This window comes from Nocardioides sp. S5-5, assembly GCF_054954065.1.
The window spans coordinates 2,723,709-2,736,987 of sequence record NZ_CP199913.1 but is presented as its reverse complement, the minus strand read 5'-3'; the positions used below and the strand labels follow the sequence as shown (position 1 = coordinate 2,736,987).

Here is a 13,279-nt window from a genome sequence, read left to right as displayed (position 1 = left end):
GATGGTGTCCACCGTGCTCAAGCGCATCGACCGGCGCGTGCTCGCGCTCGTCGCCGTCGTCCTGCTGGTCGCCGTGACGGTCAACCTGGTCCGCTCGCCGGCCGAGATGAAGACCGTCACCGCCCACTTCCCCCGCGCCGTCAGCGTCTACAAGGGCACCGACGTGCGGATCCTCGGCGTCAACGTCGGCAAGGTGACCGCGGTGATCCCCGAGGGCAACTCGGTCCGCGTCGACATGGAGTACGACGCGTCGTACCAGGTCCCGGCGAAGGCGCAGGCCGTCATCGTCACCCCGACCCTGGTCGCGGACCGCTTCGTCCAGCTCACCCCGGTCTTCCAGGGCGGCGACGTGATGGCCGACGGCGCCGACATCGCGCTGCCCGAGACCGCGGTGCCCGTCGAGCTGGACCGGATCTACGCCAGCCTGCAGTCGCTGACCCAGGCGCTCGGGCCCAACGGTGTCAACGCCGACGGCACCCTCGACCACCTGCTCGAGGCCGGCACGAAGGCGTTCAGCGGTCAGGGCGCCCGCGGCAACCAGATGATCCAGGACCTCGCCGACGCGGCGCAGACCTTCGGCGACGGCGCCGGCCCGCTGTTCGAGTCGGTCACGCAGCTCGCCAAGTTCACCACCACGCTCGCCGAGAACGACACGCTGGTGCGTGCGTTCATGCAGGACCTCACCGGCGTCTCGGCGATGCTCGCCGACGAGAGCGACGAGCTGCAGAAGGCCGTCGCCGCCGTCGCGAAGGCGGTCGGCAGCGTCAAGGGCTTCGTGCGGAACAACCGTGACGCCTTCGTGGCCGACATCGAGAAGCTCACCGAGGTGATGACGACGATCGCCTCCGAGAAGGACAACCTGCAGACCGCCGTCGAGGTGGCGCCGGTCGCGATGGGCAACCTGGCGATGGGCTTCGACCACGTCAGCGGCAGCCAGAACTCCCGCTTCGCCATCGGCGGCAATGTGTGGGACGCCGACGGCTTCATCTGCGGTGTGATCCAGCAGCACCCCTCGATGCCGCCCGCCCTCAAGGACACGGCCTGCGAGCTGATCGAGAAGCTGATCGAGCCGATCGTCACCCAGCTTCCGTGGCTGCCGCCCGAGTACAAGACCTACCTGCCCAAGCAGGCGGCCTCGAAGAAGGGCGTCAAGGTGCCGGAGATCTCCGACGTGTCCTACTCCACCGGCGACGACGTCTCGGTGCGGAACCTGCTGGGAGGCGGCTCGTGAGCACGACCCGGCGTTCTCCCGCGGCCCGGCGCTGGCGGGTCCTGGTGGCCCTGCTGCTCGGCACCGCCCTGCTCACCGGCTGCAGCAGCTTCGACGGTGCCTACGACCTGCCGCTGCCCGGCCACCCGGTCGACGCCGACGAGGCGTTCGAGGTGACGGCGTACTTCCGCGACGTGCTCAACGTGGTCCCGCGCTCGCCGGTGATGGTCGACGACGTCGTGGTCGGCGAGGTCACCGAGGTCGAGCGGTCCGGCTGGAACGCCAAGGTCACCTTGCGGGTGCGCGACGACGTCAAGCTGCCCGACAACGCGATCGCCGACATCCGGCAGGTCTCGCTGCTCGGGGAGAAGTACGTCTCGCTGCAGGCCCCGCAGCAGGAGGCCCCGACCGGCCGGCTCGGCCAGGGCGACGAGATCGCGCTCGCGCAGACCGGCCGCAATCCGGAGGTCGAGGAGGTGCTCGGCGCGCTGTCCTTCCTGCTCAGCGGGGGCGGCGTCGCGCAGCTCGGCACCATCACCCGCGAGGCCAACCTGGTCATGTCGGGGCGCGAGGACCGGCTGCGGGCGCTGCTGTCCTCGCTCGACTCGGTCGTCGGGACCATCGACCAGCAGAAGCTCGACATCATCTCGGCCCTCGAGTCGCTCGACAACCTGACCTCGACCCTCAACGCCGAGAAGAAGACGATCGGTGACGCGCTCGACGCGGTCGGCCCGGCCGTCGAGGTGCTGGCCGCGCAGCACGACGAGCTGGTCGCGATGCTCCGCTCACTCGACAAGCTCGGCGTCGTCGGCACCCGGGTGATCAACGCCAGCAAGGAGGACGTGCTGAAGATCCTCGCGGACCTCAGCCCGATCCTGCGCCGGCTCACCGAGGCCGACGAGCAGCTGGCCCCCGGCCTCAACCTGCTGGTGAGCTTCCCGTTCCCGCAGGCGGCCAACAACATCGTCCAGGGCGACTACGCCGACACGATCATCCGTGCGGACCTCAACCTCGAGAACCTCTACAAGACGCTCGGGCTGCCCGAGATCGAGCTGCCCGACCTCGGTCAGGTCCTCGACTCGGTGACCAAGTGCCTGCGCAGCGGCAGCCTCACCAGTGTGTCCTGCCTCAAGGTGCTCAGCGACGTCAACCTGCTGCTGGACCTGCAGAACAAGTGCAAGGACCCCACGATCAGCTCGAGCCCGGTCTGCAAGCTGCTCACCTCGCTGCCGAACCTCGACCTCGGCGGACTGCTCACCGGCTCCAACGGCGTCCTCGGCCCCGACGGGCTGCTCGGTGGGCTGGTCAAGGGGCTCACCGGGGCGCAGCGCTCGTCGTACCCGACCTCGACGGAGAGCCTGCTGGGCGGGGGGACGGCATGAGCAGGGGAGTGCGGATCCGGCTGATGGCCTTCGTGGTCCTCAGCGCCGTCGGCATCACCTACATCGCGGCCGGCTATCTGGGCATCGTCGACCGGATCACCGGCCGGGGGATCACCGTCACCGCCAGCCTGCCCGGCTCCGGCGGTCTCTTCGAGGGCAGCGAGGTGACCTACCGCGGCGTGAAGATCGGGCGGGTCTCGCGGATGGACACCACCGAGAAGGGCGTCGACGTCACCCTCGACCTCGAGGAGGACACCCGGCTACCGCTCGACTCGCGGGTCTTCGTCCACAACCTCTCGGCCGTCGGCGAGCAGTACCTCGACTTCCAGCCGCCCGACGAGAAGGGCCCCTACGCCGCCGACGGCGCGCGCTTCGTCGGCGACGAGAAGTCGCTGCCCGTCGACGAGGGCGACCTGCTCGTCGATCTCAACAGGTTCGTCGGCTCGGTCGACAAGGACAGCCTCGCGAAGGTGGTCGAGGAGCTCGGCACCATGTTCGCCGACACCGGCGACGATCTCCAGAGGCTGCTCGACGGCGGCTCGGCGTTCATCGCCGAGGCCAGCGCCCACACCGACGAGACGATCCAGCTGCTCGACAGCGGGCTCGCCGTGCTGAAGACCCAGCAGGGCCAGAAGGAGAACATCCGCCGGTTCGCCGGCGACCTCAACACGATCACCACGGCGCTGCGGGGCAGCGACGGCGACCTGCGCACGGTGCTCAGCGCGACGCCCGGGGCCGCGAAGGCGCTCACCCGGCTGCTCGAGGAGCTCGAGCCGACCATCCCGGTGCTGCTCGGCGACCTGGTCACCGTCGACCAGGTGCTGGTCACCGAGCTCGACGGCATCGAGCAGCTGCTCGTCACCTACCCGGTTCTCATCGCGGGTGGCCCGACCGGCAGCACCGCCGACGGCTGGGGGCACGTCAACCTGCAGTTCGACTACAGCGTCCCGCCCTGCACGAAGGGCTACGTCCCGCCGTCCGAGTGGCGCTCGACCCAGGATCTGACCGACCGCAAGCCGGCCGACGTCAGCTGCGCCGCGGGTGCGCCGTACTCCATGCGTGGGAGCAGGTACGCGCCGGCGTACCGGAAGAACCGGGCCTCGCCCGGGCGCGTCTACAGTGGCACCTACGACCCGTCCACCGGTGAGGTGCCCGGGCTGGTCGACAACCAGGGGACTCCGGTCGAGCTGCGGCAGCCGGAGGACCTCTCCGTCCTGGGAGGGGATGCGTGGAAGTGGCTGTTGGTCGGTCCGGTGGCGAGCAGGTGACCCCGCCGGTGACACAGGACAGGAGCCGCGTGCGCCTCAACATCGCGCTGTACGCCGCCACGGTCGTCTGCGGCTGCGTCGCGCTGCTGCTGCTCTACCTCCACGTCAGCACCTCCGACAACGAGGTCAACGGCACCGACGTCGTCCCCGGCGCGGGCCAGGACGTCGGCCGCGGCCTGGTCGAGGCCGTCCCGCTGGCCGACGACGCCGAGCAGACCCGCACCGCCGAGCAGCTCGACGCCGCGAGCAAGATGGTCACGGCCTTCGTGAACTTCGACTACCAGGACCCCCAGCGCACCATCGAGGCGGTCAAGTCGATGGCGACCGGCACCTTCCTGTCGCAGTACACCAAGGGCGCCAAGGACCTCGAGAAGCTCGCCACCGAGGCGCAGTCGAACATGGTCGCCGAGGTCGTCTGGACCGGCCTGGTCGCCGGCGACGAGGACACCGCGACGGCCATCGTCGCCACCAGCGGCACGGTGAAGAACAAGACGACGGACTTCCAGCCGGAGGCGCGCAACTACCGCATCCAGCTCGAGCTCGTGCGGGAGGGCGGTCGCTGGCTGACCAAGGACCTCCAGTACGTCGCGCTGGGCTGATGGCGCGCAGGACGAGGAGCAGATGAGCCGCCCCACCCCCCGCAAGCCCGCCAGCTCGCGCGGACAGACCCCCCGCCCGCGGCGGATCGCCGGCCAGGCCGGTGCGCCGCGCCCGGCCGCCGACGAGCCGCCGGTCGACGCGGTCGACGTCTCGGCCGACGGTCCGGTCGACGGTCCGGTCGACGTCTCGGCCGACGACCGGCCCGGCCTCCTGGCCCGGCCGCGCACCACCCGGATCCTGATCGCGGTGCTCGCCCTGGTCACCATCGCGCTGGTCGCGGAGTTCGTGCTGCTCGCCGTCGACCGCCTCGGCGACGACGACGAGCCGGCCCGGGCCGTCGACGGCGCCGGCCTGGTCGTGCCGAAGGGCCGCCCGGTCGTGGCCTCCGTGCTGCAGTGGCGCGACGGCGTCGAGGCCGCGGCGAAGGCCGCCCAGGAGCTGGTGTCGGTCGACTACGGCAGGTACGACGAGGAGGTGAAGGCCGCCGTCGCGCTGACGACCTCGCGCTACGAGAAGGACTATCTCAAGACGATCGGGGACGTGAAGGAGCAGGGCATCGCCCAGCAGCTCAAGGTCCAGGCGAGCGTCGTCGCCCAGGGTGTGGTGCGGGCCAACCGCACCCGGCTCGAGGCGCTGGTCTTCCTCAACCAGGTCGTGGAGCGGGTGCGCGACGGCAAGAAGGAGACCGTCGTGACGCCGTACCGCGTGCTCGTGACGATGGTCCACACCGACCACGGCTGGCTGGTCGACCGGCTCGACACCGACGACCCGTCCGGGGCCGCGAAGCAGGACGCGCCGAGCCAGGACACGCCGACCCACGACAAAACAAACTAGAACACGTTACAGTTCTGACGTGGCCACCCCAGGAGGAAGTAACCATGGACTGTGACCTGGCCGTGGTCGGCGCGGGCCCGACGGGCCTGTTCGCCACCTACTACGCCGGCTTCCGCGGGATGCGCGTCGCGCTGATCGACTCGCTGCCCGAGCTCGGCGGCCAGATCACGGCGATGTACCCGGAGAAGGCGATCCTCGACGTCGCCGGCTTCCCCGACGTCAAGGGCCGGGACCTGGTGGAGGGCCTGGTCGCCCAGGCGCTGACCGCGAAGCCCGAGCAGCTCCTCGGTCGGACGGCGACCGACCTGGTCACCGACGACGACGGCCTCACCCTGACCCTCGACGACGGCACCGCCGTGCGCGCCAAGGCGATGGTCATCACCGCCGGCATCGGCAAGTTCAGCCCGCGCCCGCTCCCGGCGGCCGAGGGCTGGATCGGCCGGGGCGTCGAGTTCTTCGTGCCCGGCTTCGAGCCCTATCGCGACCAGGACGTCGTCATCGTCGGCGGCGGCGACAGCGCCTTCGACTGGGCGATCCACCTCGAGCCGATCGCGCGCTCGGTCACCCTGGTCCACCGCCGCGACGCCTTCCGGGCCCACCAGCGCACCGTCGACCAGGTTCTCGCCTCGTCGGTCCAGGTCGTCACCAGGGCCGAGGTGGCCGCGCTCCGCGACGCCGGCGGCGGTACGGCGGGCCCGCTCGCCGAGCTCGAGCTGGTCGTCGACGGCGAGTCCCGGGTGCTGCCCGCGCAGGCCGTGGTCGCCGCGCTCGGCTTCGTGGCCGACCTCGGCCCGCTGCAGCAGTGGGGCCTCGAGACCCGGCGGCGCCACGTGGTGGTCGACTCGTCGATGCGTACCTCGCTGCCGCGGGTGTTCGCGGCCGGCGACATCACCGAGTACCCCGGCAAGGTCCGGCTGATCGCCGTCGGCTTCGGCGAGGCCGCGACCGCCGTCAACAACGCCGCCGTGGTCGTCGACCCGAGCGCCCACGTGTTCCCCGGCCACTCCTCGGAGGGCAGCTGATGAGCTCCGGACGCGACCGGGTCAGGCTGAGCGAGGACGAGATCCAGGCCCTGCTCGGCGAGAACCTCAAGGTGCAGGTGGCGGCCAACGGCCGCGACGGGCTCCCGCACCTCACCACGCTCTTCTACGTCGTGCGCGAGGGCCGGATCGCGTTCTGGACCTACGGCCGCAGCCAGAAGGTCCGCAACCTCGAGCGCGACCCGCGGGTGAGCGCGCTGGTCGAGGACGGCACCGACTACGTCGAGCTGCGCGGCGTCTCCATCGAGGGCCGCGCCGAGATCGTGCGCGACCCGGCGACCATCCTCGAGATCGGCTCGGCGGTCGCGACCCGGATGGTCGGGGCCGACGCGTTCGAGTCGCTCGGCGAGATCGGGATGCAGGCCGTGCAGAAGCAGGCGACCAAGCGGGTGGGCGTGATCATCCACCCCGAGCGGGTCGCGTCGTGGGACCACCGGAAGATGACCTGAAAGGCACCGTCATGAAGATCAAGGTCGACTTCGACCTGTGTGAGTCCAACGGCCTGTGCGAGGCCATGGCTCCGGAGGTGTTCGAGCTGGACGACGACGACTTCCTCCAGCTGCACACCGAGCACACCACCGACGAGAACGTCGAGAACGTCAAGCGCGCCGTCGCGGCCTGCCCGCGCGCCGCCATCACCCTGGTGGAGGACGAAGCGTGACCAGCACCAGCCTGGACGGCAAGGTCGCCGTCGTCACCGGCGCCGGCGCGGGTCTCGGCCGCGTCGAGGCGCTCGCCCTCGCCCGGGCCGGTGCCCGGGTCGTGGTCAACGACCTGCCGGGCGCCGGGGACGAGGCCGCGGAGGAGATCCGCTCGCTCGGCGGCGAGGCGGTCGTCGTACCCGGTGACGTGAGCGAGCGGGCCACGGCCGACGCCATGGTGGCGGCCGCCGTCGACGGGCTCGGCGGCCTCGACATCGTGGTCAACAACGCCGGCATGACCCGCGACAAGATGCTCTTCAACCTCGGCGACGACGAGTGGGACGCGGTGATCGCGGTCCACCTGCGCGGTCACTTCCTGCTCTCGCGCAACGCCGCGGCCTACTGGCGCGGCCGGGCCAAGCAGAGCGAGACCGGCACGGTCTACGGCAGCATCGTCAACACCGCCTCCGAGGCGTTCCTGGGCGGCTCGCCCGGCCAGGCCAACTACGCCGCCGCCAAGGCCGGCATCGCGGCGCTCACCCTGTCGAGCGCCCGCGGCCTGTCGCGGATCGGCGTGCGCGCCAACGCGATCTGCCCGCGGGCCCGCACCGCGATGACCGCCGAGGTCTTCGGCGAGGACCGGTCCGGCAGAGCCGTCGACCCGTACTCGCCCGAGCACGTCGCGCCGCTCGTCGCCTACCTGGCCTCGCCGGCCGCGGAGCGGATCACCGGCCAGGTGATGGTGGTGTACGGCGGGATGGTGGCCGTCGTCGCCGCCCCGGTCGTCGAGGAGCGCTTCGACGCCTCCGGCGACCTGTGGACAGCCGACGACCTCGACAAGCAGCTCGGCGGCTTCTTCGCCGACCGTGACCCGAATGTCGGCTTCGCCGCCGACTCGATCATGAGGATCACCGTCTGATGGGACGTCTCGACAGCAAGATCGCCATCGTCACCGGTGCCGCGATGGGGCAGGGCGCCGAGATCGCCCGTGCCTACGTGACCGAGGGCGCGAAGGTCGTGATCGCCGACGTCGCCGAGGAGCAGGGTCAGGCACTGGCCGACGCGTTGGGTGAGAGCGCCCACTTCGCGCACCACGACGTCAGCGACGCGACCTCCTGGGCCTCGCTCGTCGAGGACGCCAACGCCCGCTTCGGCGCGGTGAACGTGCTCGCCAACAACGCCGGCATCCTGCGCTTCGGCGACATCGAGCGGATGCCCGCCGAGGAGGTCGAGCTGCTCTGGCGGGTCAACCAGCTCGGCGTCTTCCTCGGCATGCAGGCGGTCAGCCGCACCATGCGCAAGAACGGTGGCGGCTCGATCATCAACGCCTCGTCCGTCGAGGGCCTGGCCGGCATGCCGTCATGCACGGCGTACGCCGCCACCAAGTGGGCGATCCGCGGCATGACCAAGTGCGCGGCGATGGAGCTGGGCCCGAAGGGGATCCGGGTCAACTCGGTCCACCCCGGGATGATCGACACCCCGATGACCCGGGTCCATGGGGGCGACGCCGCCATGGAGTACGGCGCCAGCAAGGTGCCGCTGCGCCGGGTCGGCACCCCGGAGGACATCGCGCCGGTCTACGTCTTCCTCGCGAGCGACGAGTCGTCGTACATCAACGGCGCGGAGATCGCGGTCGACGGCGGCGTGACCTCGACGCACGCGTTCGGGGCCTGACGGCCCCGCCGGGGGTCAGTCGCGGAGGATGAGGTGAACGGCCTTCTCCATGTGCGCCGCGGTCTCCGCGGCCGTGGAGCGGCCGGTCACCCAGGCCACCAGGGCGGAGAGCCACACGTCGCCGATGACGCGCGCGATGGCGACGTCGTCGTCGGTGAGCGCGTCCTCGGCGGGGACGCCGCCGTGCATCGCGTGGGTGACGATCGAGGTCATCGCCATGCCGACGACGTGGATCTCGTTGGTCACGCTGCTGTCGGCGAACATGAAGGCGCGGGTGAGCGCCTCGGTGAGCTTGGGGTCGCCCTGCATGCCGCGGGCCATCCGCTTGAGCACGTAGAGCACCCGCTCGGCCTGGGTGTCGCCCGGGATCTCGCGCTCGTTGAGGCGCGCCGAGGCGTCCTCGAACTGGCGGCCCAGGGCGGAGACCAGCAGGTGGATCTTGGACGGGAAGTAGCGGTACAGCGTGCCGAGGGCCACGTCGGCCTGCTCGGCCACCGCGCGCATCTGCACGGCGTCGAAGCCGCCCGACTTGGCCAGCTCGTAGGTCGCGTCGAGGATTCGCTTGCGGCGCTCCCGCTGCGCGGCCGATCCGAGGTCATCGGACGTGGACGGGTTCGCGATGCTCACGGAGAGGTCCCCCTGCTCTGGTGTGACGGACGGGTCGATGTGGACCCAGTCGATAGGCTACCGGCAAGTAGCGCATAATTTGGAACACGTTCCACTACGTTTCTGTTTCGGCCCTGCTCCCCGGGAGCTCGAAAAAGGGGAGAAGTACCTGATGCGAATCGCGATGCTGTCCTACCGCAGCAAGCCCCATGTCGGCGGGCAGGGGATCTACATCCGCCGGCTCACCCGGGAGCTGGTCGCGCTCGGTCACACCGTCGAGGTGTTCTCCGGGCAGCCGTACCCGGAGCTCGACGAAGGGGTGGCCCTCACCAAGGTGCCGAGCCTGGACCTCTACCGGCCCGGCGACGAGTTCCGCAACCCGCGCCCGAGCGAATACCGCGACCTGATCGACGTCGAGGAGTGGCTGACCATGCGCAGCGGCGCCTTCCCGGAGCCGCTGACCTTCAGCAAGCGCGTGGTGAAGGTGCTCAGGGAGCGTCGCGACGACTTCGACATCGTCTTCGACAACCAGACCCTGGCGACGCCGCTGCTCGGCATCGAGGACCCCTCGACGGTCGGCCTGCCGCTGGCCGCGACGATCCACCACCCGATCACGATGGACCGCCGCATCGAGCTCGCCGCCGCCGTGTGGGCCAAGCGCAAGCAGGGCTCCAGATGGCGCCTCGAGCTGCCGAAGATCGGCGTGTGGCGCTGGTACTCCTTCCTGGCCCAGCAGAAGCGCACCGCGCCCAGGCTGCGCCGGGTGATCGTGCCGTCCGAGTCGTCCAAGCGCGACGTCGTTCGCGAGTTCAAGGTCGACCCGGCCCGGATCGAGACCATCCTGCTCGGCGTCGACGACCGCTTCGTGCCGCCCACCGAGCCCCGCGTACCCGGCCGCATCCTCGCGATGGCCAGCGCCGACGCGCCGCTCAAGGGCATCTCGGTGCTGCTCGAGGCGTTCGCGAAGCTCGTCGTCGAGCGCGACCTCGAGCTCGTCTTGGTGACCAAGCCCAAGGAGGGCGGCGTCACCGAGAGGCTGATCGACCAGCTCGGCATCGTCGACCGGGTCTCCTTCGCCAGCGGCCTCACCGACGACGAGCTCGTCGCGCTGATGGGCTCGGCCGAGCTGGCCTGCGTGCCCTCGCTCTACGAGGGCTTCTCGCTCCCGACCGCCGAGCTGATGGCCTGCGAGACACCGCTCGTGGTCTCGCGCGCCGGCGCCATCCCCGAGGTCGTCGGCCCCGACGGCCTGTGCGCCGACGTCGTGGAGCCCGGTGACGTCGGCGCGCTGACCACCGCCCTCGCCGGCCTGCTCGACGACCCGGCGCGCCGGGCCGAGATGGGCGCCGCCGGCCGCCGTCGGGTCAAGGAGCTGTTCAGCTGGAGTGCCGTCGCCGCGGGCACGGCCGCCGTGCTGGAGGACGTGATCGCCGAGTACCGGACCGAGAAGGCCGAGAAGAGGGCCTGAGGAGACTGACATGCTGACCGTTGACTTCGACCGCCTGGGCCTGCAGGCCGGTGACCGCGTCCTCGACATGGGCGCCGGCGCCGGGCGTCACAGCTTCGAGATGTACCGCCGCGGCGCCGACGTGATCGCCTTCGACCTCGACGCCGAGGAGCTCGAGAACGTCCGCAACCTGTTCGTCGCCATGAAGGAGGCCGGTGAGGTGCCCGCGGGCGCCGAGGCCGACGTCAAGCAGGGCGACGCGCTCGCGCTGCCCTTCGCCGACGGCGAGTTCGACCGGATCGTGTGCTCCGAGGTGCTCGAGCACATCCACGACGACGTTGCGGCGATCCGCGAGCTGATCCGTGTCCTGCGCCCTGGCGGCACCCTTGCCGTCACCGTGCCCCGGTGGCTGCCCGAGGTGATCAACTGGCGCCTGTCAGAGGCCTACCACAACGCTGCCGGCGGGCACATCAGGATCTACACAGACCTCGAGCTGGTCGACAAGGTCACCAAGGGCGGCCGCCTCAACGACGGCACCCCCGGCGACGCCATGGTGTTCGACGGGAAGTCCTACACCCACGGCCTGCACGCGCCGTACTGGTGGATCAAGTGCGCCGTCGGTGTCGAGAACGACGGCCACCCGCTCGCCAAGGCGTACCACCGGCTGCTGGTCTGGGAGATCATGAAGCAGCCCAAGACGCTCCAGCTCGCCGGCAAGGTGCTCGATCCGATGATCGGCAAGTCGATGGTCCTCTACTTCCGGAAGCCCGAGTGACGGCGACGCCCGAGGTCGCGCTCTCGCGGCTGCCGTCCCTCGACGGCGTGCTCAGCGCCCAGCAGGTCGCCGACACCGCCGCGGCGATCGCGGCGATGCAGGAGCCGTGGGGCGCCGTGCCGTGGACCACCGGCGAGCACGTCGACATCTGGAACCATGTCGAGGCCGCCATGGCGATGCTCGTCGGCGGCCAGGTCGAGGCGGCCGAGCGTGCCTACGCCTGGATCCCGACCATGCAGCGCGCCGACGGCTCGTGGCCGATGAAGATCGTGGGCGGCGTCGCGGACGACGAGCGCGGCGAGGTCAACATGTCGGCGTACTTCGCCGTCGGCCTGTGGCACCACTGGCTGGTGCGCCGTGACATCCGCTTCGTCGAGCGCTACTGGTCCTCGGTCCGCGCGGGCCTGGACTTCGTGGTCTCGCTGCAGGAGCCCTTCGGCGGCATCCGCTGGACGCCGATCGACGACTTCTGCCTGCTCACCGGCAGCTCCTCGATCTACCACTCGCTGCGCGCCGGCGTCGCCCTCGCGGACCTGATGGACGACCCGCAGCCCGAGTGGGAGCTCGCCGGTGGCCGGCTCGGCCACGCCGTGCGCACCCATCCCGACCGGTTCGCCGACAAGTCGACGTACTCGATGGACTGGTACTACCCGGTCCTCGGCGGCGCCGTGCGCGGCGACGCGGCCCGGGCGCTGCTCGCGCGCCGCTGGGACGACTTCGTGGTGCCCGGGCTGGGGATCCACTGCGTCGACACCAACCCCTGGGTCACCGGGGCCGAGACCTGCGAGCTGGCCATGGCCCTCGACGTCCTGGGCGACCACGCCCGCGCGCTCGCCCTGGTCGGCGACATGCAGCACCTGCGCGAGCCCGACGGGCGCTATTGGACCGGCTGGGTCTATGACGAGCGCAAGCTCAAGGGGACCCGCCCGGTCCCCGACCATGTCATCGACGAGCCGCGCGACGTGTACTGGCCGCACGAGCACACGACGTACACCGCCGCCGCGGTGATCCTCGCCGTCGACGCGCTCGGGGAGACCTACGGTCAGGCCACCCCCGGCTCGGGGATCATGCGCGGCACGTCGCTCGCCCCGCACTTCGAGGAGCTGGCGTTGGAGTGCGAGTGCTCGTCAGCCGAGCGGATCTCCGGCCGTTCCTGAGGTGCGCTGGAGGACGCGGAGCGAACCCGTGTGGGTGACCTCGGTGAAGGCGCCGGAGGCCAGCGCGGGCAGGTAGATCTGCTCGTACGGCGGCCGCCCGCCGTCGGCGGGGTCGGGGAAGACGTCGTGGATGGCGAGGTGGCCGCCGGCCTCGACCCAGTGCGCCCAGCCTCGGTAGTCGGCGCGAGCCGGCTCCTCGCCGTGCCCGCCGTCGATGAAGAGCAGTGAGAGCGGCGTGTGCCAGTGGGCGGCGACGGTGGTGGACTGGCCGACGACGGCGACGACCTGGTCCTCGAGGCCGGCGCGCGCGATGTTCTTGCGGAACTGGCCCAGGGTGTCCATCAGCCCGAGCTCGGGGTCGACGACGCTGGCGTCGTGGTGCTCCCAGCCGGCCTGGTTCTCCTCGGAGCCGCGGTGGTGGTCGACGGTGAAGACGATCCCGCCCACCTGGCGGGCGGCCGCGCCGAGATAGATCGCGGACTTGCCGCAGTAGGTCCCGACCTCGAGCGCGGGGCCGTGGGGGAGTCGCTCGAGCGCGATCCGGTGCAGCAGGGTGCCCTCGTCCTCGGGCATGAAGCCCTTCGCACTGCGGGCGTGGTCCAGCAGGTCGGACGGCATGGTGTCGGTCACCCGGTCACTCTAGTA

General features: G+C 70.9%; 15 protein-coding genes. 13 read left to right on the top strand and 2 right to left on the bottom strand.

Translation table 11 applies throughout. From position 1 onward, the window contains the following. The first annotated feature begins 1 nt into the window (after position 1). From ACUP6Y_RS12980 to ACUP6Y_RS12935, 10 genes are read left to right on the top strand one after another with little or no spacing between them, the layout of a single operon-like run. A complete protein-coding gene (locus ACUP6Y_RS12980; protein WP_462551132.1) occupies positions 2-1,231 on the top strand; it encodes an MCE family protein in 1,230 nt (409 codons plus the stop codon). After that, complete coding sequence (locus ACUP6Y_RS12975) at positions 1,228-2,592, top strand: MCE family protein (RefSeq protein ID WP_462551131.1); 1,365 nt, start codon at positions 1,228-1,230, stop codon at positions 2,590-2,592. The genes ACUP6Y_RS12980 and ACUP6Y_RS12975 overlap by 4 nt, the downstream gene beginning before the upstream one ends. Continuing rightward, positions 2,589-3,860: an MCE family protein gene (locus ACUP6Y_RS12970; RefSeq protein ID WP_462551130.1), complete on the top strand. Its 1,272-nt coding sequence runs from the start codon at positions 2,589-2,591 to the stop codon at positions 3,858-3,860. Before ACUP6Y_RS12975 ends, ACUP6Y_RS12970 begins: the two co-directional genes overlap by 4 nt. A gap of 29 nt (positions 3,861-3,889) precedes the next feature. Continuing rightward, a complete protein-coding gene (locus ACUP6Y_RS12965) occupies positions 3,890-4,459 on the top strand; it encodes a hypothetical protein (protein ID WP_462551129.1) in 570 nt (189 codons plus the stop codon). Positions 4,460-4,481: 22 nt separating this feature from the next. Continuing rightward, positions 4,482-5,294 (top strand): hypothetical protein, encoded by an 813-nt coding sequence (locus ACUP6Y_RS12960; RefSeq protein ID WP_462551128.1) that lies wholly within the window; start codon positions 4,482-4,484, stop codon positions 5,292-5,294. A gap of 44 nt (positions 5,295-5,338) precedes the next feature. Further along, positions 5,339-6,316 carry an NAD(P)/FAD-dependent oxidoreductase gene (locus tag ACUP6Y_RS12955; protein WP_462551127.1) on the top strand — a complete coding sequence of 326 codons (978 nt, stop codon included), beginning with the start codon at positions 5,339-5,341 and terminating at the stop codon, positions 6,314-6,316. Then, positions 6,316-6,783, top strand: a complete 468-nt coding sequence (locus ACUP6Y_RS12950) for a pyridoxamine 5'-phosphate oxidase family protein (protein WP_462551126.1) — start codon at positions 6,316-6,318, stop codon at positions 6,781-6,783. Before ACUP6Y_RS12955 ends, ACUP6Y_RS12950 begins: the two co-directional genes overlap by 1 nt. 11 nt (positions 6,784-6,794) lie before the next feature. Next, positions 6,795-6,995 carry a ferredoxin gene (locus ACUP6Y_RS12945; protein ID WP_462551125.1) on the top strand — a complete coding sequence of 67 codons (201 nt, stop codon included), beginning with the start codon at positions 6,795-6,797 and terminating at the stop codon, positions 6,993-6,995. After that, the gene (locus ACUP6Y_RS12940; RefSeq protein ID WP_462551124.1) at positions 6,992-7,894 is read left to right on the top strand and encodes a 3-oxoacyl-ACP reductase; all 903 of its coding nucleotides are present in this window, start codon (positions 6,992-6,994) and stop codon (positions 7,892-7,894) included. The genes ACUP6Y_RS12945 and ACUP6Y_RS12940 overlap by 4 nt, the downstream gene beginning before the upstream one ends. Beyond that, the gene (locus tag ACUP6Y_RS12935) at positions 7,894-8,649 is read left to right on the top strand and encodes a glucose 1-dehydrogenase (RefSeq protein ID WP_462551123.1); all 756 of its coding nucleotides are present in this window, start codon (positions 7,894-7,896) and stop codon (positions 8,647-8,649) included. The genes ACUP6Y_RS12940 and ACUP6Y_RS12935 overlap by 1 nt, the downstream gene beginning before the upstream one ends. A 15-nt stretch (positions 8,650-8,664) precedes the next feature. Here the strand turns inward: ACUP6Y_RS12935 and ACUP6Y_RS12930 are convergent, their stop codons facing one another. Beyond that, entirely contained in the window at positions 8,665-9,276 is a 612-nt protein-coding gene (locus ACUP6Y_RS12930; RefSeq protein WP_462551122.1) for a TetR family transcriptional regulator, read from the bottom strand. A 151-nt stretch (positions 9,277-9,427) separates the two neighbouring features. Between ACUP6Y_RS12930 and ACUP6Y_RS12925 the strand changes: the two genes are divergently transcribed. From ACUP6Y_RS12925 to ACUP6Y_RS12915, 3 genes are read left to right on the top strand one after another with little or no spacing between them, the layout of a single operon-like run. After that, positions 9,428-10,723 (top strand): glycosyltransferase family 4 protein, encoded by a 1,296-nt coding sequence (locus tag ACUP6Y_RS12925; protein ID WP_462551120.1) that lies wholly within the window; start codon positions 9,428-9,430, stop codon positions 10,721-10,723. A 10-nt stretch (positions 10,724-10,733) separates the two neighbouring features. Beyond that, entirely contained in the window at positions 10,734-11,477 is a 744-nt protein-coding gene (locus tag ACUP6Y_RS12920; RefSeq protein WP_462551119.1) for a class I SAM-dependent methyltransferase, read from the top strand. Then, positions 11,474-12,634: a prenyltransferase gene (locus ACUP6Y_RS12915; RefSeq protein WP_462551118.1), complete on the top strand. Its 1,161-nt coding sequence runs from the start codon at positions 11,474-11,476 to the stop codon at positions 12,632-12,634. The genes ACUP6Y_RS12920 and ACUP6Y_RS12915 overlap by 4 nt, the downstream gene beginning before the upstream one ends. Here ACUP6Y_RS12915 and ACUP6Y_RS12910 read toward each other — a convergent pair. Further along, the gene (locus ACUP6Y_RS12910; protein ID WP_462551117.1) at positions 12,605-13,264 is read right to left on the bottom strand and encodes a class I SAM-dependent methyltransferase; all 660 of its coding nucleotides are present in this window, start codon (positions 13,262-13,264) and stop codon (positions 12,605-12,607) included. The two genes, ACUP6Y_RS12915 and ACUP6Y_RS12910, sit on opposite strands and share 30 nt — an antisense overlap. Between the last annotated feature and the right edge of the window lie 15 nt (positions 13,265-13,279).

Excerpts from the sequence above, each read along its gene's own strand:
- ACUP6Y_RS12980 (WP_462551132.1), top strand. The coding sequence starts at position 2 with ATGGTGTCCACCGTGCTCAAGCGCATCGACCGGCGCGTGCTCGCGCTC.
- ACUP6Y_RS12970 (WP_462551130.1), top strand. The coding sequence starts at position 2,589 with ATGAGCAGGGGAGTGCGGATCCGGCTGATGGCCTTCGTGGTCCTCAGC.
- ACUP6Y_RS12960 (WP_462551128.1), top strand. The coding sequence starts at position 4,482 with ATGAGCCGCCCCACCCCCCGCAAGCCCGCCAGCTCGCGCGGACAGACC.
- ACUP6Y_RS12955 (WP_462551127.1), top strand. The coding sequence starts at position 5,339 with ATGGACTGTGACCTGGCCGTGGTCGGCGCGGGCCCGACGGGCCTGTTC.
- ACUP6Y_RS12950 (WP_462551126.1), top strand. The coding sequence starts at position 6,316 with ATGAGCTCCGGACGCGACCGGGTCAGGCTGAGCGAGGACGAGATCCAG.
- ACUP6Y_RS12945 (WP_462551125.1), top strand. The coding sequence starts at position 6,795 with ATGAAGATCAAGGTCGACTTCGACCTGTGTGAGTCCAACGGCCTGTGC.
- ACUP6Y_RS12935 (WP_462551123.1), top strand. The coding sequence starts at position 7,894 with ATGGGACGTCTCGACAGCAAGATCGCCATCGTCACCGGTGCCGCGATG.
- ACUP6Y_RS12925 (WP_462551120.1), top strand. The coding sequence starts at position 9,428 with ATGCGAATCGCGATGCTGTCCTACCGCAGCAAGCCCCATGTCGGCGGG.
- ACUP6Y_RS12920 (WP_462551119.1), top strand. The coding sequence starts at position 10,734 with ATGCTGACCGTTGACTTCGACCGCCTGGGCCTGCAGGCCGGTGACCGC.